At 41.8% G+C, this 21,663-nt stretch carries 14 protein-coding genes; 6 read left to right on the forward strand and 8 right to left on the reverse strand.

The genetic code is table 11. From position 1 onward, the window contains the following. Positions 1-268: 268 nt before the first annotated feature. The 8 genes from H6G79_RS23360 to H6G79_RS23395 all read right to left on the reverse strand — a co-directional run bounded on the left by H6G79_RS23360 (position 269) and on the right by H6G79_RS23395 (position 9,962). The gene (locus H6G79_RS23360; protein WP_190592274.1) at positions 269-1,537 is read right to left on the reverse strand and encodes a glycosyltransferase; all 1,269 of its coding nucleotides are present in this window, start codon (positions 1,535-1,537) and stop codon (positions 269-271) included. Positions 1,538-1,964: 427 nt separating this feature from the next. Continuing rightward, positions 1,965-3,224 (reverse strand): glycosyltransferase family 2 protein, encoded by a 1,260-nt coding sequence (locus tag H6G79_RS23365; RefSeq protein WP_190592275.1) that lies wholly within the window; start codon positions 3,222-3,224, stop codon positions 1,965-1,967. Positions 3,225-3,521: 297 nt separating this feature from the next. Then, positions 3,522-4,781: a glycosyltransferase family 2 protein gene (locus H6G79_RS23370; RefSeq protein WP_190592276.1), complete on the reverse strand. Its 1,260-nt coding sequence runs from the start codon at positions 4,779-4,781 to the stop codon at positions 3,522-3,524. A 134-nt stretch (positions 4,782-4,915) separates the two neighbouring features. Beyond that, positions 4,916-5,383 carry a DUF2141 domain-containing protein gene (locus H6G79_RS23375; RefSeq protein ID WP_190592277.1) on the reverse strand — a complete coding sequence of 156 codons (468 nt, stop codon included), beginning with the start codon at positions 5,381-5,383 and terminating at the stop codon, positions 4,916-4,918. Between the two features lie 161 nt (positions 5,384-5,544). Further along, the gene (locus tag H6G79_RS23380) at positions 5,545-6,546 is read right to left on the reverse strand and encodes an NAD(P)-dependent oxidoreductase (RefSeq protein WP_190592278.1); all 1,002 of its coding nucleotides are present in this window, start codon (positions 6,544-6,546) and stop codon (positions 5,545-5,547) included. 229 nt (positions 6,547-6,775) lie between these two features. Beyond that, positions 6,776-7,954, reverse strand: coding sequence for an ABC transporter permease DevC (gene devC, locus H6G79_RS23385; protein WP_190592279.1), 1,179 nt, complete (start codon positions 7,952-7,954; stop codon positions 6,776-6,778). Between the two features lie 83 nt (positions 7,955-8,037). Then, positions 8,038-9,243, reverse strand: coding sequence for an ABC exporter membrane fusion protein (locus H6G79_RS23390; RefSeq protein WP_190592280.1), 1,206 nt, complete (start codon positions 9,241-9,243; stop codon positions 8,038-8,040). 569 nt (positions 9,244-9,812) lie between these two features. Further along, positions 9,813-9,962: a hypothetical protein gene (locus tag H6G79_RS23395; RefSeq protein ID WP_190592281.1), complete on the reverse strand. Its 150-nt coding sequence runs from the start codon at positions 9,960-9,962 to the stop codon at positions 9,813-9,815. 115 nt (positions 9,963-10,077) lie between these two features. Between H6G79_RS23395 and H6G79_RS23400 the strand changes: the two genes are divergently transcribed. The 6 genes from H6G79_RS23400 (at position 10,078) to H6G79_RS23425 (ending at position 21,641) form a co-directional block, all read left to right on the forward strand. Then, complete coding sequence (locus tag H6G79_RS23400) at positions 10,078-11,415, forward strand: ParB N-terminal domain-containing protein (RefSeq protein ID WP_190592335.1); 1,338 nt, start codon at positions 10,078-10,080, stop codon at positions 11,413-11,415. 352 nt (positions 11,416-11,767) lie between these two features. After that, positions 11,768-11,917 (forward strand): hypothetical protein, encoded by a 150-nt coding sequence (locus H6G79_RS23405; protein ID WP_190592282.1) that lies wholly within the window; start codon positions 11,768-11,770, stop codon positions 11,915-11,917. A 296-nt stretch (positions 11,918-12,213) separates the two neighbouring features. After that, complete coding sequence (locus H6G79_RS23410) at positions 12,214-12,492, forward strand: hypothetical protein (RefSeq protein ID WP_190592283.1); 279 nt, start codon at positions 12,214-12,216, stop codon at positions 12,490-12,492. Positions 12,493-12,756: 264 nt separating this feature from the next. Beyond that, on the forward strand, positions 12,757-18,144 hold the full coding sequence (locus H6G79_RS23415) for a type I polyketide synthase (RefSeq protein WP_190592284.1): 5,388 nt from the start codon (positions 12,757-12,759) through the stop codon (positions 18,142-18,144). Positions 18,145-18,243: 99 nt separating this feature from the next. Beyond that, positions 18,244-19,974 (forward strand): SDR family NAD(P)-dependent oxidoreductase, encoded by a 1,731-nt coding sequence (locus H6G79_RS23420; protein ID WP_190592285.1) that lies wholly within the window; start codon positions 18,244-18,246, stop codon positions 19,972-19,974. A 287-nt stretch (positions 19,975-20,261) separates the two neighbouring features. Further along, the gene (locus tag H6G79_RS23425) at positions 20,262-21,641 is read left to right on the forward strand and encodes a polyketide synthase (protein WP_190592286.1); all 1,380 of its coding nucleotides are present in this window, start codon (positions 20,262-20,264) and stop codon (positions 21,639-21,641) included. Positions 21,642-21,663: the final 22 nt, after the last annotated feature.

Below are 21,663 nucleotides of genomic sequence, written 5' to 3' on the forward strand. Positions count from 1 at the left end.
CTGTCTTCAAATCTACTGTATACTTCTTTACCATTATGCTATTCACCGCCACACTTCAAATAGCTTACCAAAATCTGCATTCACCCGGCAAAGTTGAGTTGCCAGACCACTAGTAGTCTGCCAAGATAACTTTGCGTGGTGGCTGGCAGAGGGGCAGAGGGGCAGGGGAGAGAGTACCTTCATTCCCCCCTGCTCCCCTGCTCCCCTGCTCCCTTGCAGGGTCTACACAGCAATATTGGGTTGGTGAACTACTAGAGTGATAGTCAAGTTATCCCACAACTGTAGGTTTTCGTGGTTGGGAAGTTTCCACCACTTCGTAAAGTCTGGCCTCAAACTTCTCCATACAAGCAGACCAATCATACTGAAGAATAGAAGGACGAGCTTGTTCACTCATTGCGGCTTTGAGTTCAGGATTTTCTAGGATAGCGATTACCTTTTGAGCAAAATCTCTGGGGTTATTTGGTTCTGCTAAAAAGCCATTCTGACCAGGAAATACTTGTTCTGATGTTGAAGGTGCAGTTACGGCTACTACAGGAGTTCCCGAAGCTAAGGCTTCGTTAGTTGTGGTGCAGAAGTTTTCTGTTACTGAAGGGTTGACAAATATATCTGCACGCGCAAACCAACCTAAAAGTTCTGTACCGTGTGACTCACCCCAGATAGTAATACCAGAACCAAATTTTGCTGCACGCCGACGAATTTCGGCATCTAAGGGGCCGCTACCAACAATCACTAAATGCACATCAGGAACTTTAGCGGCAATTATTGGAAAAGCATCTATTAATTGAGGCACATTTTTTTCGGCTGTCACACGTCCTACAAAGAGTAATGTCGGACGATTATCATTCGGTATTGGATTATGAATGATATTTTGGGGATGAAATTTTTCGCAATTAATTCCTTGATAGGGAAGATATTCACTTCGTTTACATTGGAGGTTTTGATATTTTACAAGCTGTTCTTTAGAAGAAAATAAATTCAGATCGTAAGATTCACTAAACTGTTTAACTATCAGAGGAATAATCGGGCGCAGGAAGTTGAAAAATGTATCGCCTAAATAATATTTAATGTAGGCAACAATATCAGTATGAAAAACTGAAACAATTGGAGTATGAGTTTTTTTTGCATATCCTACTCCAACAGGACGACCATAACCTTGTAAAAAGGCTGAATACACTCCTCGCATTTGGGCTGCTTCTTCAACCACAATAATATCTGGTTGAAATTGTTTTAGTAGTTTATTATCACTCCAATGACGATAATTTAATGGTTGGGGAAGAGACTTATAAAAGATTAAAGGCTCTGTGGGGAATTTGTATGAAGAAAAAGTCGGAAAAGATTTTAACTCATCTAGCCCTGGCATGGGGCGATCGCTCACTTTTTTGGGATACTTATTGTTGATTTCTGGATGGACAAGTAAAACTTCATGTCCTTGTTGTAGCAACCAGCGAACTCTTTGATGGACTGCAACGGAAACTCCTGTCAGAAAAGGAGAGTATAATCCTGTAAACAGTGCAATGCGTAGCTGTTGCTTTTTCATGATTTTAGTTAGTTTGTTAATTTTTCTCGGAGTTTCATCGTTTGTGAGGAAAAAGATACTCGACTCCTCATAGCAATTCTGTATTAAGATGCACTGAATTAGAGAACGAACCACAAAGGTCGCATAGATGCGATAGCGGCTTCCCGTTCGCGCAGCGTCTCCGTCAGGAGAAGGGTAGGACACAAAGGAAGACGAGATAAAAGATTAAATGCAGTCTCACATAGAATTGGTATCACAAATCAGATAGGATTGCTATAAAATTCTGGCTCACACCGCAAAACGCTAATTTGAGGATTTACGCATTGCTAGAGAAATTCCTGAAAGCACAATTCAGGAGTCAGAAGTCAGAAGGATTAATAAATCAGCTTCTTTTCACACTCATTGCCGAGTGCTGAATAGTATGAAGATTACTTCTGACTTCTGAATGTTAGAGAGAAACTTTGCGATCGCTTGGCTGATCTTGTAAATGATAAGGACGATATTCTACAAGACGGATATTCCAAGGGCCTTGAACTTGATATGTCACGCCACGCCAATGAACTGTGGGCATCTGAAACGATGCTAACATAGCTAACCCATAAATCCATTGTGTGAAGGGCAAAGTTATTGCAATTTTCCCAATTACGGCTGCGGAAAGTTTTGTTACTTGTTGACCTTGAGCGCGAATTTCTGGCTGTACTCCTAACTCTAAAAAGAGGATCAGCATCACTAAAGCCAACATATAACTGACATACCAACTCAAAGCTAAGTTGGCGCTGTCTCCTTCTCCAATTAACAAAGCTGCGAAAAATACTAGCAATAAAAGATTCGGTAGCATGATTGTGAAAATCACATCAGTAGCTACAGCTATCCATAAAGGATGGTACAAGCGAGAAGATAACAATTGACGTTGAAACCAGTATCTTAAACTCGGTAAATCGCACTCTTCCTTATTCAACATAATCAAAGAAGGCACAAACTGAACTTTAAGTTTATGCTTACCTAAAACACTACGAATCATCGTATCTTCGCCAAAAGCTTGACTCCACTTATCTAACAGTCCAGTTTGATGAAGTACAGAGGTTTTGATTGCTAAAGTTCCACCCCAAGGAATGCCATAAAGAAACATCTGTACAAGTGCCGAAACATTCCAGATGTAACGGACTACAGTACCCCAATATCTACCTGTTGGAAGGTACCAACGATTCCCTGTAGTTGCACCGACTTTCGGGTTATTGAGAGGTGTGACTAATTCCCGCAACCAATTGGGATGCACAACTGTATCAGCATCAACTAAAGCCACAACCTCGTAAGACTCATCGAGTTCTGAGACAGCTTGAATCAAAGAACTACATTTGAGGCTGCAACTATGACGAACTATTTTGAGTGGTTGGATATCAACATTAGTCGCTCCTAGTTCATTGATAGTATTGTGGGCTATTTGCCATGCTGGATCGTCGATGCTATCCACAACCAACTTCAAATTATAGTTAGGGTAGTTCTGATGAAGTAGCGATCGCAAGCAATTTGGTAAAAACGGATCAGCACCACGCAAACAAAGAATTACTGCTGTTTTTGGCAGTTCTTCATCTAGTAATGGATCTTGTGGTCGTGAAGACAAACACCACAACAACGCCAACACCGAACACACTTGAACAGCTAACCAACTCAACAAGCACCGAGACAAAAATATTATTAACTCATTCATGTTTGAGAAACCCTACGCAATTGCATCTGAAAGACAAGCTATAAATAGCTTTTGTGACTCATGAAAAATAACAGTCAACTGACGCAGGATTTACACAGAGTTTGTTAGGATTTTGGACTTTTAGATCCCCGACTTCTCTAAGAAGTCGGGGATCTGATGATTGGCGATTAAAACTCTAGTACAGATTGGCGTAAATAAATAGATCATCGGTAATTATTAAAAGACTTGTGGTATCACGATTCTTTCTTTTTCCTTTTGACTTTTTACTTTTGCCTTATTGCACTAGCCCCTTTTAACTCACAAAGATATTTTGCTATCTATCGGTTGATCCAAAAAATCATAAGCTTGGTATTCCACTAAACGGATATTCCAAGGCCCTTGGACACGATAAATCACACCCCGCCATTTAACAGTTGATCTGACCAAAGAAGTAAGTAATGCTAAACCATATACCCATTGTGTTAACGGGATGGCAATCAACATTTTTAATACTGTGCCGATGGATAATTTTGTCACTGACTGACCTTGATTTAAAATTACTGGTCTGACTCCTATCTCTAATGTCAACATGAGTAAAAGTAGCCCCAGGGTGTAGATGCTATAAGAGCGAAATAATAAGGCGGCGGTTTGCCATTCTTCATCCCACAAAGAGGCTAGTAATAAAACAATAGTGATGGCGGGAAATAAAATACTAGAAATTACATCCCCAACTATAGCTATCCATTGCGGATGATAAAGTCGAGAGTATAAAAACATTCGTTTGAGATGATCTATTAAGCCGAGTAAATCAGATTCTTCCCGATTTAACATCATCAAAGAAGGTACAAACTTGATTTGCATTCCGTGTTTTTTCAAAACTTTGTGCATCATCAAGTCTTCATTTAAGGCTTTACCCCACATATCCAGTATCCCGGTTTGGCGCAGTAGTTGTGTTTTGATGGCTAAAGTACCGCCCCAAGGAATACCAAATAAAAACATCTGCACAACTGTAGAAACATTACCTGCATAGCGGACTACCGAACCCCAATATTTACCAGTTGGTACATACCAACGATTACCAGTTGTCGCGCCGACTTTGGGATGAGATAAAGGGCTAACTAATTCTCGCAACCAGTCGGGATGGACTACCGTATCAGCATCCACAAAAGCCACAACTTCGTAAGTATCATCTAATTCGGCAAAAACTTGCAAAAGGGCGCTGCATTTGAGGCTGCAATTGTGGCGAATCACCCTTAAATAGCTGATATCAACATTAGTTGCGCCTAGTTGACTGATAGTGTCGTGGGCTATTTGCCAAGCTGGATCTGTTTGACTATCGACAACTAGTTTTAAAGTATATTGTGGATAATTTTGAGTGAGAAGCGATCGCAAACATTCCGGTAAAAACGGATCGGCTCCACGTAAACAAAGAATTACCGCCGTTTTGGGTAGCTGCTCATCTGCTAATGAGCTTCTTTTACTGAGGCGCAAGTAGAACAAGAAAACAAGTGCTAGACACACCTGAATAGCCAGCCAACCCAGCAAAGACTTAGACAGGAATATCGTAAATGCTTCCATGTAATTGAGATGTGAGGAGGAGTTGAGGTGAGGGGGGAAGGGGGAGACAAGGGTGACAAGGGTGAGGGGGGAGACAAGGGCGACAAACATAGTTTCTACCTTGTCCCCTTGTCTACCTTGTCCCCTCTCTCCCCTTATGGATCAAGTGAATACTTCATGACAATATTGATGCTGGTGTTTTTGTTAACGACAAAACTAGCGTCACGAAATTTTGGTGTACCTGTTTGCACAGAAACAGTAGGATTTTTAGAAATACCAAAGCCTTCTTTAGGGATACCGAAGAAGTCTGTATTTAATTTGCGATCGCCATTTTGGTCGTCAACAATTGCTACTGCATAAGTACCATGTTTTAAACCAGAGAATTTTTTAACTACAGTGTTACCTGTAATTTTGGCGCAACCGCTTTGGACTTCACTTTTATCACTCATCGGGAATCCTTTTTCCCCAGCGTAAATGCGGAAGCACACATCACCTTTTTGATGGCGAACATTTTTGACTACAATAGTAAGTGTTGCAGTTTGTTCTGCGGTTACGGGTTTAATACAATAAATGCTGATTAAAGAAGAAAGCACAAAGTAAGACCAACGTGCAATTTTACGCATGATGATTCATGAAGAGGTAATGTTTATCTTTTAACGCAGAGGTGCGCTGAGGTTAACGCGGAGGTACGCTAAGTCTCTACCTAATCTCTGGATTATTTACTCTGCGTCCTTGGCGTTCTTGGCGGTTCGTGAAAAAATTAAGTAGATGATAGCCGATTACACTACTTAACTAGTTTTTGGATATCTGTTTTCTGCACCCATTCTGATGTTCTACGCAAGCCTTCTTCTAGGTCAATTTTGGGTTTGTAATCTAATAAGGTTTGGGCTTTAGCGATAGAATAAGCATAGGGACGGGTCATAAAATCAACTGATTCTGGGAGAATATCAGCTTTTTTACGAAATAGTTTTTGTCCTTGACTGCGGATTTTGAGAAATAGTTTGATTTCATCTTTTGGTACAGACATCGGAGCCTGTAAACCTTCAGTTGCAGCCAAGCGCATGAAATACTCTTTCCAAGAAGTTTGTTGACCGTCGGTGATGTTAAAAACTTCGCCGTAAGCTTCTTTTTGAATGGCTAAAAAGATAGCATCAATCAGATTATCTATATATAAATGGTTGATAACTCCTTGACCATCGTTAGCATAAGCAAATAGCTTTTGACGCATCATCAAAAGTGGTCTAATGATCCAAGGTATACAACCAGGGCCATAAACATCACCAGCACGAATTACAATCACACCAAAGTCTGGCTGAGAGTTTAGGGGTAAAAGTTCTTGTTCGGCTTCGATTTTGGTCTGACAGTAAGGATTATTATCACCAGATAAAGGGCCAGTTTCGCTTACGCCATCGGGATAATCAAAGCCATATACCATCGCACTGGAGAGGTGGACGAAGGTTTTTACACCAGCACTTTTGGCAGCTTTTGCGATGTTGAGAGTACCGTTAACATTGATTTCCCGAAACTCTTTGATGGGGCCAGCTTCTTGGGTGAGTTGTGCTGTGTGGAGAACAATATCTACTCCCTGACAAGCTTTTTGGGCAATTTTGGGGTCGGTAATGTTACCAGCGATCGCTTCTACATTCAGATTTTGTGGTATCTTGCGATCGCTAGAACTTTGCAACCCGCGCACTTTCATTCCCTGCGCTATGGCTAACTCGGCTGCACGCAACCCGATAAAATCATCAATCCCAGTAATCAGGAGAGTTTTGTTTTGTAAGTTCATCAGGGGTTATTATTTTACTAAAGTTTGAATGTTTAATGTGAGGGGTTAGGGGCTAGTACAAAAAGGCAAAAGTAAAAGGTCAAAAGGAAAAAGAAAGAATAGTGATACCACAAGCTTTTTAGTAATTCCTTATGGTCGGTTTATTTACGCCGAACTGTACTAGATAAAAAGAATTAGAAAAGTGAAAACCCTATTTAATCCCTACTCCCTACTCCCTACTCCCCACTCCCTAAAAAATATCTGCCGGGTCAGCAGAACGCAATTTATTAATTGCAAGTGCGCCAGAGGTAATACACATCAAGACTGCTGAGATAAACACTATCAAGGCATTTGTCGCATTCATCATGATGGGTAATTTTGTTGCTTCCCTTGCAAAGTCATACAAAATTATGGAAGTGAAAAATCCGGGAATATATGAGAGAAATGCCAAGATTAACGCTTGTTGAAATACCACCTTTAACAAATAAGAGTTGGGATAACCAATGGCTTTTAATGTCGCATAAGCAATAAATTGAGTGGCAATATTACTGTAGAGAATTTGATAAACAATCACCACACCTACCACAGAAGCCATTGTTAACATTAGATTCAAAATAAAACCAATCGGTGTTCTATCTGCCCAATATTGTTTCTCAAAGTTGATAAAGCCTTGACGAGTAAAAACTAGAACATCATTTGGTAAATTGCCTTGTAAACTCTTTAAAACTTTTTCTTTATCAGCATCAGGCTTGAGAGTAATTATGCCGATGTCGATTTTTTCTGCTGGGCGAGTATTGGGATTTATCCGCAAAAAAGTTGAGTCGCTGACAATTAAGTTTCCATCTACACCAAAGGAAGGGCCTAAGCTAAATAATCCCCCGACTCGTACGTTATAGCCAATTGGCCCATCAAAAGGAAAGATTTCAATTGTCTGTTCAGTATCTCCTTTATCAAAATTCGCAGCAATTGGCCCAAATTCTGGACGAGAATCGCGGTCAAATAGCATGACATCAGGAATTTTGAGCTTGTCCAAATTCTGCTCAATTTCTGGGATATTTAGTACCGGATTTCCTGGGTCAAAGCCAATCACATAAATAGAATATTTCTCACCATTGACGGGATTTTTTAACTTGGCAAATTGCAAGTACATGGTGCTAACAGATTCAACACCATCAAACCCCAAAGATTGATATAAACGAGTGCGAGAAAAGCTTTGATTAGATGTCAAAGACTTATATTGTGCGCTAACTAAAAATAAGTCCCCGCGTAGGCTTTGATGTACTGCAGTTGCACTAGAATAAAGTGCATCTTGAAACCCTAACTGGACAAACATTAGCAGCACAATGAAAGCAATTCCGGCTACAGCAACGACAAAACGAATCTTTTGTTGGGCAAGCTGTAGCCATGCTAAAGGAATCTTGAAATTCATGGATTCATTTGTTATTTGTTAATTGTCATTAGTCATTAGTCATTTGTTATGTTGACTATTGACTATTAACTTTTGATTGTTGACTAAATTTGAATAGATACATCCACTTGCAGATTTGTCATCCGAGCTACTTTTTGACTATCTGCGGGGTTATCAATAGAGATTTTGACTTCTACAATTCTGCGGTCGGTATCAGACCTGGGGTTGAGACTAAAGATGCTTTGTTTGTCAACTTGCCAACCAATTTCTTTCACAGTTCCCTGCAATTTTCCAGTAAATGCAGCACTAGTAATTGATGCTTTTTGACCGACACGTACTTTTTGAATATCGGTTTGATACACTTCTGCAATTACATACATTTGTGATATCTTACCGATTTCTGCAAAACCAGAAGTATTGATAACTTCGCCAGTTTTGGCATGAATTTTGAGAATCCTACCGTCAATGGGAGCTTTAATGTATGTTAATTCTTGGTCAGCTTTGGCTTGTTTAATTGCTGTGACAGCACTTTTAACTTCTGTTTGCGCGGCTTCAACATCTACAGAACGTACTTCTTTAATACTGCTGAGTCTGGCTTGCGCTTCTTTTTGTTGGTCTTGTAGAGTGTTTTGGGTACGAGTCAGCGCCGCTTGCGCTTCGGTAAGTTGTTGCTGGGCGGTTTTGAGTTGTAAAGCTTTGCTGTCTGCCACAGAAGCCGCGATCGCACCTTGTTTGTATAATTGCTGATAGCGATCGTTTTCTTTTTGAGCGTTATCTACTTCAGCTTTAATGCGGTTAATAGTTGCTTGTTGTGTGGCAACTTCTCCTTTTAATTGAGATGCTAAATTCGCAATGCTGGCTTTTTGCGCCTCGATATCTCCAGATTTTGCCCCAGCTTTTACCTGTGCTAATTTAGCTTTGGCAACTTGTAATTTATCTAAGGATTGTTGTAAAGCGGCTGTGGCACGATTATAATCTTCTAAATATGCCAATACCTGCCCAGCTTTGACTTCATCCCCTTCTTTGACCAACAGCTTTTCCACACGCACACCGTTGATAGAATTAGGCGCAGACAAATAAGTAACTTTACCTTCTGGCTGCAAACGTCCTAAAGCGGTGACTGCAACTTTTACAGGCGCGGGTTTTGGTGTTGTTGCTTGAGTGGTATGAACTGCGACACGGTTTGATTTTGGTGCAACAGTGTAAAAAGTTCCTAGCCCAGCCACAGCTACAGTAATAGAAGCTGCCAAAATTATTTGCCACCGACTCAAGGGTTTTGTAAACAAGTGGCCGTATCTTTTTAGTGCCATATTTTTATTCCAATCGTGCTATGCCAGGGAACAGCCGAAATGACTGATAATTAAGCTGAAAAATAAAGTCTGAAAATGTAAGCATTCAGGAGTCAGAAGGTAGGAGGAAAGAATAATTTATATTTCTCCTATCTTTTCCACTCCCTACTCCCTACTCCCTACTCCCTATTTCATAATTCACACTTCATACTTCATACTTGTTGTACGCCTTTACACCAATCTTGATAATTAATTGTGCGGATAACTAACAGAAGGCTGTACTCTAAATCTTTCTCAGTTTTAACTTAATTTCCTATCAAATCCAGTATTCTAAATTACGATAACGCTAACCCAAAAATTTAGTTTTCCTCAAATGAAGCGTTTAGAAAATCTGGATAAACTGTGTCCAATTATTGCAAAATTGTTTACTCTTGTCAACCGATTGGCATTGCTTAAGTTAGCTTTTAATGACTCAGCTATGTGCTTGGGAGTGGGGAATGGGGAGTAGGGAATAGGGATAAATTTTAACAATTATTTTCATGATTATTTTTTACCAAAATTGTGTAATTTCAAATACATTGTATAGATAGCTATTGCCAGACAGGTGAGAAAAATTGAAAAACATGAATGCTACAAATAGTAATACTTTCACCTTCTGCCTCCGGTCGCCGAGCGACTTGTACCGAGCGTTCGCGCAGCGTCTCCGTCAGGAGAAGTCGAGGTAAGTCGAGGTGCTGCATTCTCCTAAATTTCAGGAACAAAATTCTAGATTTCAACTCACTAAATAAAATGTGTGAAATTGACTTCGCGTGTTATCTTGGTTGTTTTAACTGAACTTATATGAAAACAGTAATTATGCCTGTTATTGCTATCGATCAAATTCATATAGGTGCTAACCGCCGTCCTGTTAATGCTCATAAAGTTAGTGAGTTAAAAGAATCAATTAAAGCCAATGGTTTACTCAACCCCATCACGGTAGATCAGAATTTGACCTTGGTTGCTGGTTTGCATCGCCTCACAGCTTGTCAGCTTTTGGGGTTAGAAACCATCGAATGTAATGTTGTTAACTATCAAGATGCTGACCAAGCGCGGCTGGCAGAAATTGACGAAAACCTGATTCGCAATGAGTTAGAACCCTTGGAGCGTTCAGAACTGTGGTTAGAGCGTGACCAGATTTTAGAGCGGATGGGGTTACGGGCGAAAGCTGGAGATAACCAACATACCTTCAAAGGTGGTGCAACCATTTCACCACCTAAAAGAACCATCGAGTTGGCGAAGGAAGTTGGATACTCTGAGCGTACTTTTCAACATGGAAAGCAAATCGCTAAAAGTATCCATCCAGATGTGAAACAGATGATTAAAGGTACATCTCTAGCTGACAGTCCTACAATACTACTGAAAATTGCCAGGGCTGGTAGCGAAGAACGCAGTTTAGCCGAAACTGCACAAAAAGCTTTGGAATTGGCCCAAAAACAGGGAGATGAACCAGCAATTATTCAGCAAACACAATTAATTGCAGAAGCTAACAAAAAGCAAAAAGAGTTACAGATATTAGCTTTTAAAAGTGCTATGGCGGAGAAAGAAGCGAAATTAGCCATCAAAAAGGTGCAACGCCAGGTAGAACAAGCAATTGAGCAAACCAAAGCCAATGTAGAACCCGCCATAAAAGTTGGTGAAGAATGGATGTTGGGAAGACATTTGGTTTATTGTGGCGATACTTACACTTCACAGTTTCGGAATTTGTTACCTTCAGATGCAGCACTGGCGATCGCTACTGTATCCTCTACATGGCAACATAATTATTTAGTAGACGAAGCCAGGGTTGTGGCTGTCCTCCGTTCTGAAGGACAAATTTACGATTTTTACAAACATAACAAAATGCCATTTCAATATGAGTTGTTAGTAAATAACCTTTATATAGGCATTTTTTCACATCATGCGATCGCTAAACCCCAATCACCAATTCACATAGAAGGTATAGAAGGTGTTGTCAATTATTTAATAAATTTCTACACCAGTCCCAATAATTTTATCATTGCGCCATTTATGGGGAATGGTGAAATATTGGCTACTTGTGAAAGGTTGGGACGCATCTGTTTTATTGGCGATGAAAATCAGCAATTAGTTAATCGCGGCGTGATGCGCTGGCAGCAATTGACTGGCAAGTTAGCAAAAAAAATGGTGAGTGTTTGATGAGTAGAAGGCAGTGGTTCGGCTTCGCTCACCAACCACGGAGGAGCTTTTGATTTGCCGTCCATTTGATTCAAAGTTAGATCCCCGACTTCTTGAAGAAGTCGGGGATCTGGAACACCTCATTTTCTGTAACGTTTTTAGCAGATATACATTTCAACACTCAAATGTTTGTAATTTGTGAAATGTCATCAAAGTATTGTTTATGCTGTACTTTCTAAAATTTTAATATTTGCTGATTCCTAACTTATTGGTGTTGTTTTTTGCCTTATTTTAAAAATTCATCAAAAAGTCGAATCAAATTATGATGCTACGTTGAAAATATCGGATATATACCCATGTATTTGCTTATGGATTGTCTACGGAATATGCTGATGGTGCTAATGGCTATGAAATTAAGCTGTATTTGGATTTGGGAGAGCGATCGCGTAAATGCACAACCACTAAATATGAGTTTGCAAATATACTTGAATGCAATATTGTGTTTAACATTGCCATCTACTAAAAGCCAGATTCTTTTCTTAAAATCCCTTGAAGAAATGATTTAGTTTATGTGAAGTGTGCTATTCTTTTTATTAATTCAACTCTTCAAAGCCCAACGGAAACAGAACACATTTATTGTGCTTGAAGATGAGAAACATACTATACAAAGTCGCATCACTATCACCTTGTAACTGTTGGTTAATTTCTTCAAATTACTGTGAAATTTAAAGTAGAGGTGATGTTCTTTCGGTAACGAACTTGTCAGCTTTTCTGGGTCGAATTCCGTACAATATATTATCCTGGACGTTGAAACTGGCTATGGCATTTATCAAGATACAGAACGTTGTCATTAATACCAGCTACGTTGCTGCTGTTAAGCTAGATAATCAAACGAGCTTGGGAGAAAAAAGCGTTTCTGTCCTCATGGCTACTCCTAAGTTTCCATTGTTCCAGCCGGATGCAATCACACAAAACTTCTACCATTACGAATGGCTTGAATTTACTGGTCAAGCTGCTAACGCGCTTCAAGATTATTTTACCAGTTTCAACAACGTTATTGACCTGCTACCACAATATCAGGAAAAGTGTGAAGTATGAAGTGTGAAGTGTGAAAGACTTCATTCTTAAGTAATTCGGCAGTAATAAACACCTGACAAATAAGCAATAAAAAATGATGTTTGTCCCGACTTACTTAATGTTTCGTACTTCATTTGTATTGTGTAGTGTTTGTTAGGAAAAAAGCATTTAGCCTTCATACATAGGATAGCTAGTTGCTTGTCACAACAGACAGATGATTTTTGATGGGTAACAAAGACTACTGTAGCTTCACAATCCACAGTAATTAAAAACTGTCTATGTCCTATGTCTGCTTATTCAATTGATACTGCTTTGGCGGAATTAGAAGCCCAGATCAACAGTTGTGAAAAAACTTTGATTCGGTATATAGAGGAAAAAAAGATGACGACAGACAAACCAATGTCGATTAACAAACTTAACAGACAACTGCAACAAAATCCTATAGCTATTGTGGGCATGGCTTCATTATTTGCGAAAGCCAGAAATTTGCGGGAATATTGGCAAAATATCATTAACAAAATCGATTGTATTACTGATGTTCCGCCCTCTCACTGGAGCGTAGAAGATTATTACGACCCCAACCCCAGAACCCCAGAAGATAAAACTTATTGTAAACGCGGTGGCTTTATTCCAGAGGTTGATTTTAACCCGATGGAATTTGGGATTCCGCCCAGCATTTTAGAAGTAACTGATGTTTCGCAATTACTCAGTTTGGTAGTTGCAAAAGAAGCAATGGAAGATTCTGGCTATGGTGAATCTCGTGAGTTTAGCCGCGAAACAACTGGGGTAGTTCTCGGTGTGGCGATGGCTAAACAGTTGGGAATGCCACTAGCTGCACGCTTAGAATATCCTATCTGGGAAAAAGTTCTTAAAAGCAGTGGTCTTTCTGACGAAGATACCAAAAAAATCGTTGACAAAATTAAAGCCGCTTACGTCAAGTGGGATGAAAACGCTTTCCCTGGTATGCTGGCTAACGTTGTGGCTGGACGTATCGCCAACCGCTTGAACTTCGGCGGAATTAACTGTGTAGTTGACGCGGCTTGTGCTAGTTCCTTCGGTGCGTTGAAATTAGCTATCAGCGAACTCATCGAACATCGCGCTGATATGATGCTGACTGGTGGTGTAGATACAGATAACACCATCATGGCTTACATCTCCTTCAGCAAAACCCCGGCGGTTTCTCCCAGTGAAAGTGTGAAACCATTCGATGCTAAATCTGATGGGATGATGCTGGGTGAAGGTATCGGGATGATTGTTCTCAAACGTCTAGAAGATGCAGAAAGAGACAACGATAAAATCTATGCCGTAATTAAAGGCATCGGTACTTCTAGCGATGGCCGCTACAAGAGTATTTATGCACCCCGCAAAGAAGGGCAAGTAACAGCCTTACGCCGCGCTTACGAAGATGCTGGTTTTTCTCCGGCTACCGTCGGTCTGATGGAAGCCCACGGTACTGGTACAATGGCTGGCGACCCGACTGAGTTCGGTTCTTTAAGAGACTTCTTTGGGGTACACGACCAGAAAAAACAGCACATCGCTTTAGGTAGTGTGAAATCCCAAATCGGACACACCAAAGCAGCTGCGGGTGCGGCAAGTTTAATTAAAACTGCTTTGGCACTGCATCACAAAATTTTACCGCCAACCATTAATATTACTGAGCCGAACCCCAAACTCGACATTAACAACTCGGCATTTTATCTCAATACTGAAACCAGACCTTGGATACGTGCTGAAGGCGACGCGCCACGACGTGCGGGTGTGAGTTCCTTCGGTTTTGGTGGGACAAACTACCACGTAGTTTTAGAAGAATACGAAGCGGGACAAAATAAACCTTACCGCATACACAGCACACCCCAGGAAATTCTGCTGTTTGCGGCTAACCCAGCGCAACTACTCAGCAAGTGTGAAGCAGATTTATGGAAGTTGCAATCAGAAGGCGGCGACAGACACTTTTCTCAGTTGGTGCAAGATAGTCAATCACTAGAAATTCCCCAAACTGCGGCGAGAGTTGGTTTTGTTGCTGAAAACCTACAAGAAGCTTGCAAGTTGCTGCAAATCAGTATCGACTGGTTGAAACTCAAAGGTGCAGCCGCATCTTGGGAACATCCCCAAGGTATTTACTACCGCGCCTCTGGGATGGAATTAGGCGGTAAAGTTGTCGCCCTGTTTTCTGGTCAAGGTTCCCAATACCTAGAAATGGGTCGGGAATTGGTGATGAACTTCCCTGAGATGCAACGGTTACATGGTTACATGGATAGCTTGTTGCTAAAAGATAACTTGCAGCCTCTCTCAGAAATTGTCTTCCCGCGCCCGACATTTGAAGAAGCAGAGAAAAATGCTCAAGTTGCAGCACTTCAACGCACAGAATACGCGCAACCTGCAATTGGTGTCTTTAGTGCTGGGTTGTATTCCATCCTGCAAAAAGCTGGGTTTAAATCTGATTTCGTTGCCGGACATAGCTTTGGTGAACTAACAGCATTGTGGGCTGCGGGTGTATTAAGTGAAGCAGATTACTTGTTCTTGGTGAAATCTCGCGGTCAAGCAATGGCAGCGCCAGAAGACCCAGACCACGACGCTGGTACAATGTTGGCTGTCAAAGAAGACATCAACAAAATTGAACCTATACTCAAGCAGTTCCCGCAAGTATCCATTGCTAACTTCAATTCTCCGACTCAGGTAGTGTTAGCAGGGCCAACCGCAGAAATCGCTAAAGTGCGTCAGACTTTGCAAGAACAGGGATATGCGGCTGTACAGTTACCAGTTTCCGCAGCCTTCCACACTTCGCTAATTGCCTTCGCTCAGAAGTCCTTTGCGATCGCCACAAAATCAGTTAAATTCAATACCGCTACAATTCCAGTTTTCAGCAATGTTACTGGCAAGCCTTATCCCCAAGACCCCACCGGAATGCAGCGCATCCTGGAAACACACCTGGCAAGTTCGGTGCTGTTTAAACAGGAAATTGAGAATATTTACGCGGCTGGCGGTGCTTGCTTTGTGGAATTCGGGCCGAAAAGGATTCTGACTAACTTAGTTAAGGATATTTTAGGCGATCGCCCTCATCTTACCATCGCTTTGAATCCTAGCACTCAGAAGAACAGCGATCGTTCTCTGCGGGAAGCAGCAGTACAAATGCGCGTCATTGGGATGCAGTTGAAGAATCTTGACCCTTATCAAGTTCAACCTGTATTACCTGCTGAGAAGAAGAAAACCTTGAGTGTGCGTCTCAATGGGATTAACTACGTTTCGGAGAAAACTAGAAACGGTTTTAAGGAAGCGTTGGAGAGTGGACATAAGGTTTCTTTACCTGCTGCGCCTGCACCGGTTGTTAGTGCTACCCCGGAATTTTCTGAGACTGTAGCACTCAAAGAAAGTAGTGTTCAAGAAGTTCTAGGAGAAACGAACCGCCAAGAGCGCCAAGAACGCCAAGAAATAAGAGTTTCAGAGAGTTCAGGAGTGAGTCTTCAATTTACTCAACCAGAACCAACACCAGAACCAGAAATGAATTCTGCGATCCTTTCTAATCAACTAGCCCAGGAAACTGATATGCCAACACCTGAAAACTTGGTAAATTACCAGCGAATGCTAGAAAGTTTAGAGTATCTGCTGACCCAATTTCAAAAGAATCAATCTGATAACTTACAAACTCACGGTCAGTATCTCAACCATCAGATGGAATACACTAAAGCATTCTTCCAACTGATGCAGCAGCAAAACGCTTTGTTTGCTAACGCCAAGTCTTCTCAAGAGGTAGCGCAACTGAAGCTAGTGGTTATGGAAGGTGTCGAACGCAGCATGATGCAGTTTCACTCTCAACAAGGTGAAACCCTCCGCATCCATGAACAATATCTTCTAGAACAGGTAGAATACGCCAAAAACTTCTTTAATCTCATTCAGCAGCAATATTCACAGTTGATTGCTGGCGGTGTCGCAGTTGAACCAACTCCTGTCAGTGATGCACCTGTACCTGCAACCACCAAAATTGTTGCACCAACTCCAGTAGTTGAGCCTGTAGCGAAAAACGGCAATGGTAACGGTTATGCTAAACCTGTTGAAATGCCAGTTGCACCAGCGCCTCAAGCTGTAGCAGTTGCACCTACGCCAGTAATTGAGACACCAGTTGCACCCGTACCTCAGCCTGTTGCTTTCACTCCCGCGCCTGTAATTGAAACACCAGTCGCACCTGCACCCCAGCCTGTAGTAGTTGCACCCGCACCAGTAGTCCAAATTCCTACACCTCAGCCTGTGGCGGTAATTAGCGTACCCATCGTAGCTACACCTGCTGTTGATATCTCCGATTTAGATAAAAACCTGCTGGCTATCATCAGCGATAAAACTGGTTACCCAGTCGAAATGCTCGAATTAGAGATGGACATGGAAGCCGACTTGGGTATTGACTCCATCAAGCGGGTGGAAATCTTGGGTGGTTTACAAGAAATGTATCCTAACTTACCCAAACCCAACTTAGAAGAACTAGCAGAAAAACGCAGCATCGGCGACATCATTACATATCTGCAATCTAATGCTTCGGGAAATCCTAGTGTCGGAGTTGCAGTGTTACCCGCCCCAGCAGCGCCAGAAATGCCAGTCGCTACTACCATACCTGTAGTTCCTGTAGCACCTGCACCTGAACCAGTAGTAATTGCTGAGACTCCAGTTGTCGAAACTGTAGAAGATACCACAGATTACGCAGACATCGCCCAAACACTTCTAGCCATCACCAGCGATAAAACTGGCTATCCAGTCGAGATGCTGGAACTGGAAATGGACATGGAAGCGGACTTAGGTATCGACTCTATCAAACGGGTAGAAATTCTGGGAGCAATGCAAGAAACCTATCCCAACTTACCCAAACCCAACGTCGAAGACTTGGGTGACTTGCGAACCATCGGTCAAATAGTTGAGTATCTGCAACGCCTAGTTGCGGGTGAAAAAAAAAAGCCTGATTCTAACTGGGACTTCCAGCCAGTCCAAGTAATCGATAACGTTGCGCGTCGTCCCGCGCAACTAAAAATCCTCCCACTACCAGACAGCTTAGAGTTCAGTTTACCAGAGGGACACATCTGCTTAATTACAGATGATGGCTCCCTCACCACCTCCCACCTAGTCCAAACACTGTGCGATCGCGGTTGGAAAGTAGTAGTATTAAGCTTCCCCCAAGCTATCATCGCTCAACAAGCACCCTTACCTGCTGGCGTAGAACGCATCACCCTCGCAGATATGAGTGAAGAATTACTCCAACACAAATTATCCGCGATCGCAACTAATATTGGCACAATTGGCAGCTTTATTCACATCCATCCCCAGGCTGTAGAACAGGACAAAGCGATAGTTAAGCACATCTTCTTTGTAGCTAAACACCTGAAGAAATCCCTCACCGAAACCGCCAATTACACCCGCAGTTCCTTCCTGACAGTGGTGCGCTTAGATGGAGCATTTGGGTTAGAGCATAACACTAATTATGGAGCGATCGCAGGTGGTTTATTCGGACTCACCAAAACCTTGAGATGGGAATGGCCAAAAGTATTTGCTCGCTCAATTGATTTGAGTCCGGTGATAGATGCACAAAAATCGGCTGAACATATTATTGCCGAACTGTGCGACTCGAATCTTTATATCAATGAAGTCGCTTATGGTTCTCAAGGGCGAGTTACTTTGAAGGCTTCCATTAAGTAAAAGCCTCACGCAAAGGCGCAAAGGCGCAAAGTCAAACTCTTCTCCGCGCCCTCTGCGCCTTGGCGGTTCGTTTAAATAAATTCTCAAATTCAAACAAATATGACAACAGCAACTCAGGTTCGTACCTCATCAGTATTTCTCGTCAGTGGCGGTGCAAAAGGAATCACCTCCCTCTGCGTTAAAAAACTCGCACAACAACAACCTTGCACATTTATACTCCTCGGCCGTTCCGAAATATTAGAAAACGAACCAGAATTCGCCAAAGATTGTTTTGAAGATGCTGCATTAAAAAAACGCATCATGGAAAATCTTCTCGCGCAAGGTGAAAAACCCACACCCATGAGTGTGCAGAAAATATATAACAAAATTGCTTCCAGTCGAGAAATTAAACAGACATTAGCAGAAATTCAAGCCACAGGTGCAAAAGTTGAATATCTGAGTGCTGATGTCACAAATATTACCGAACTACAACAAAAACTAGCAGCCACAGTTGCACGCACTGGCGCAATTACTGGCATTATTCACGGTGCTGGTAACTTAGCTGATAAATTAATTGAAAAGAAAACAGACCAAGACTTTGAAAAAGTTTATACCGCAAAAGTTCAAGGGCTAGAAAACTTACTGAATTGCGTTAACCCCAACCAACTAGAACAGTTAGTATTGTTCTCCTCCGTAACTGGATTTTATGGGAACATTGGGCAATCAGATTATGCGATCGCCAACGAAATTCTCAACAAATCAGCCCATCTATTCAAACAAAACCATCCCAATTGTCACGTAGTTGCAATCAACTGGGGCGGTTGGGATAGCGGTATGGTGACACCAGAACTCAAAAAAGCCTTCGCCGAACGGGGAATTGATATTATACCCATTGATATCGGCGCACAAATGCTAGTTAATGAACTGCATCCAGCACACCATGACTCCACCCAAGTAGTTATCGGTAGCCCCACAATTCGCCCACCCGCACCCTTAGATGCAGAACTCAAAAGCTACCGCATTCGTCGCCGCATTGTATTAGAAGCAAATCCCTTCTTATATGATCATGTCATCGCTGGTTCTCCCGTATTACCAGCAACCTGCGCCATGTCTTGGATGATTAACGCTTGTGAAGAATTACATCCAGGTTATCGCTATTTAAGTTGTAAAGAATTCAAAGTTCTCAAAGGAATTACCTTCGCTAACTCCAACGTCAGCGAACATATTCTGGAAATTCAAGAACTCGCCAAAAAAGAATCGGAATTTGTCGAATTACAAACCACAATCTTAAGCAAAACACCCGAAGGCAAAACTCATTATCACTTCCGCGCCCAAATCAAAATCGTGCGGAAAATGCCAGAAGCACCAGTTTACGAATCAGTAAACCTCAGCGAAGATAACATCATCACTACCACTGGCACAGACTTTTATCAAAAAGATAGCTCCTCATTATTTCACGGCCCAGCATTTCAAAAAATCACCAGAGTTATTAACATTACCCCCGAAAAAATCACCACCGAATGCTATTGGGCATCAATCTCACCCCAAACGCAAGGGCAATTTCCTATCAATTGGCATAACCCATACTGTAATGATTTAAGCACACAACCATTATGGGTTTGGCTAAACCATTTCCATCAAGAAATATGCTTACCAGGACAACTCACCCACTCCGAACAATTCCGCGCCTTACCATGCGATGAAATCTTCTACGTTTCCTGCGAAATCAAAGCAAAAACAGCCACAGGCGTAACCTCTGACTATTACATCCACGACCGCGAAGGTACAATTTACTCCCGCATCCTCGGAGCCAAAGCAGTAATTTGGCCTATGAGAATGATGAATAAATAACCGCAGATGAACGCAGATGAAGGCAGATGAAAATTCCCTTCACGCTGCGTTTAAAATAGCAATAGTAAACTAATCTCTATTTCTCTTTAGTCTCTCTTCTTTGCGCTCTTTGCGTCCTACCCTGCGGGAAGCCGCTTGCGCGTCTATGCGGTTCGTTAAAAAAATACTCTGGGAAAACAGACATCCCCACTCATAACTCTTTGCGCCTCTGCGCCTTTGCATGAGATAAATTTCCACTCCGGGGAACAACGTAAATCCAAAAGCCCACCCCAACGAGGACAACAACAGTGGAAAAAATAGCCATCATCGGTATATCCTGCCTGTTTCCTGACGCAAACAATCCCGAACAATTTTGGCAGAATATCACCGAACAAAAAAACTCAACCTCAGAAGTTACACTCACTGAAATTGGCGTTGATCCCACAATATTTTACGACACTGCTAAAGGCAAACCGGAAAAAATTTACTTCCTCCAAGGTGGATTTATTCGCAACTTTCAATTCGACCCCAGCGAATATAATTTACCACCAACCTTAGTAAATAGCTTAGATAACACCTTTAAATGGTCACTCTACGCAGCTAAACAAGCAGTGCAACATAGTGGCTATTTAGGTAATCAACAAGCCCTCGCCAAATGTGGCGTAATTTTAGGAACCCTTGCCTTACCGACAAAACTTTCCAATCAATTATTATCCCCCATTTATCGCCGCACAATTGATGGTGCGATCGCGCAACTTCTCCAAGACCAAGATTTCCATTTAGCAGCCATCCCCCCAACCAGCAAACCATCATCCTACAACGCGATGATCTCCGGCTTACCCGCCGCCCTCATCGCTCAATCTCTCTCATTATCAGGCACTCATTTCTGTATAGATGCAGCTTGTTCCTCAGCCTTTTACTCCATCAAACTAGCATCACACTATTTACAGACACACAAAGCTGATTTGATGTTAGCTGGTGCTATTAGTTGCTCCGATCCTCTATTCTTACGAATGCTCTTTTCTGGTATTCAAGGATATCCAGAAAACGGAATTAGCCGTCCCCTAGATAAAGCATCACGCGGTTTAGTAACCTCCGAAGGTATCGGTATGGTAGTTCTCAAACGCTACAGTGATGCTGTCAGAGATGGCGATAATATCCTCGCTACTGTTTGCGGTAATGGACTCTCCAACGATGGTAGAGGCAAACACCTACTCAGCCCTAACGCCAAAGGACAAATCCTCGCTTACGAACGAGCTTATCAAGAAGCCCAACTTAGCCCCAAAGACATTGATTATCTAGAGTGTCACGCTACAGGCACACTCTTAGGCGATACCACCGAATGTAATTCTGTAGAAAGCTTTTTTGGGGAACACCAAGCATCACCATTAGTAGGTTCTGCTAAATCAAATGTTGGTCATTTGTTAGTAGGTGCTGGAATGGTTGGCTTAACCAAAGCAATTTACAGCCTGAATCATGGTGTGATTCCACCCACCATTAATATTGATGAACCCATCGGTGCAGAAAATACTGTTATTTCTCCTAAAAACATAGTCAAAACAACAACACCTTGGCCTAACAATAATTCGACTAAACGTGTAGCTTTAAGCGCCTTTGGGTTTGGTGGAACTAACTCTCACATCATTTTGGAAAAAACCGCGAAGGACACAAAGGACACAAAGAAATAAGAGTTTTAGAGATTTCTAGATA

This window comes from Anabaena sp. FACHB-83, from assembly GCF_014697485.1.
Classification (GTDB): Bacteria; Cyanobacteriota; Cyanobacteriia; order Cyanobacteriales; family Nostocaceae; genus Nostoc_B.

What these genes read in the sequence shown, in the direction of transcription:
- H6G79_RS23415 (WP_190592284.1), top strand. Translation starts at nt 12,757, where the DNA reads ATGTCTGCTTATTCAATTGATACTGCTTTGGCGGAATTAGAAGCCCAG.
- H6G79_RS23375 (WP_190592277.1), bottom strand. Translation starts at nt 5,383, where the DNA reads ATGCGTAAAATTGCACGTTGGTCTTACTTTGTGCTTTCTTCTTTAATC.
- H6G79_RS23380 (WP_190592278.1), bottom strand. Translation starts at nt 6,546, where the DNA reads ATGAACTTACAAAACAAAACTCTCCTGATTACTGGGATTGATGATTTT.
- H6G79_RS23395 (WP_190592281.1), bottom strand. Translation starts at nt 9,962, where the DNA reads ATGCAGCACCTCGACTTACCTCGACTTCTCCTGACGGAGACGCTGCGC.
- H6G79_RS23410 (WP_190592283.1), top strand. Translation starts at nt 12,214, where the DNA reads ATGGCATTTATCAAGATACAGAACGTTGTCATTAATACCAGCTACGTT.
- H6G79_RS23420 (WP_190592285.1), top strand. Translation starts at nt 18,244, where the DNA reads ATGACAACAGCAACTCAGGTTCGTACCTCATCAGTATTTCTCGTCAGT.
- H6G79_RS23360 (WP_190592274.1), bottom strand. Translation starts at nt 1,537, where the DNA reads ATGAAAAAGCAACAGCTACGCATTGCACTGTTTACAGGATTATACTCT.
- H6G79_RS23400 (WP_190592335.1), top strand. Translation starts at nt 10,078, where the DNA reads ATGCCTGTTATTGCTATCGATCAAATTCATATAGGTGCTAACCGCCGT.
- H6G79_RS23365 (WP_190592275.1), bottom strand. Translation starts at nt 3,224, where the DNA reads ATGAATGAGTTAATAATATTTTTGTCTCGGTGCTTGTTGAGTTGGTTA.
- H6G79_RS23390 (WP_190592280.1), bottom strand. Translation starts at nt 9,243, where the DNA reads ATGGCACTAAAAAGATACGGCCACTTGTTTACAAAACCCTTGAGTCGG.
- devC (WP_190592279.1), bottom strand. Translation starts at nt 7,954, where the DNA reads ATGAATTTCAAGATTCCTTTAGCATGGCTACAGCTTGCCCAACAAAAG.
- H6G79_RS23370 (WP_190592276.1), bottom strand. Translation starts at nt 4,781, where the DNA reads ATGGAAGCATTTACGATATTCCTGTCTAAGTCTTTGCTGGGTTGGCTG.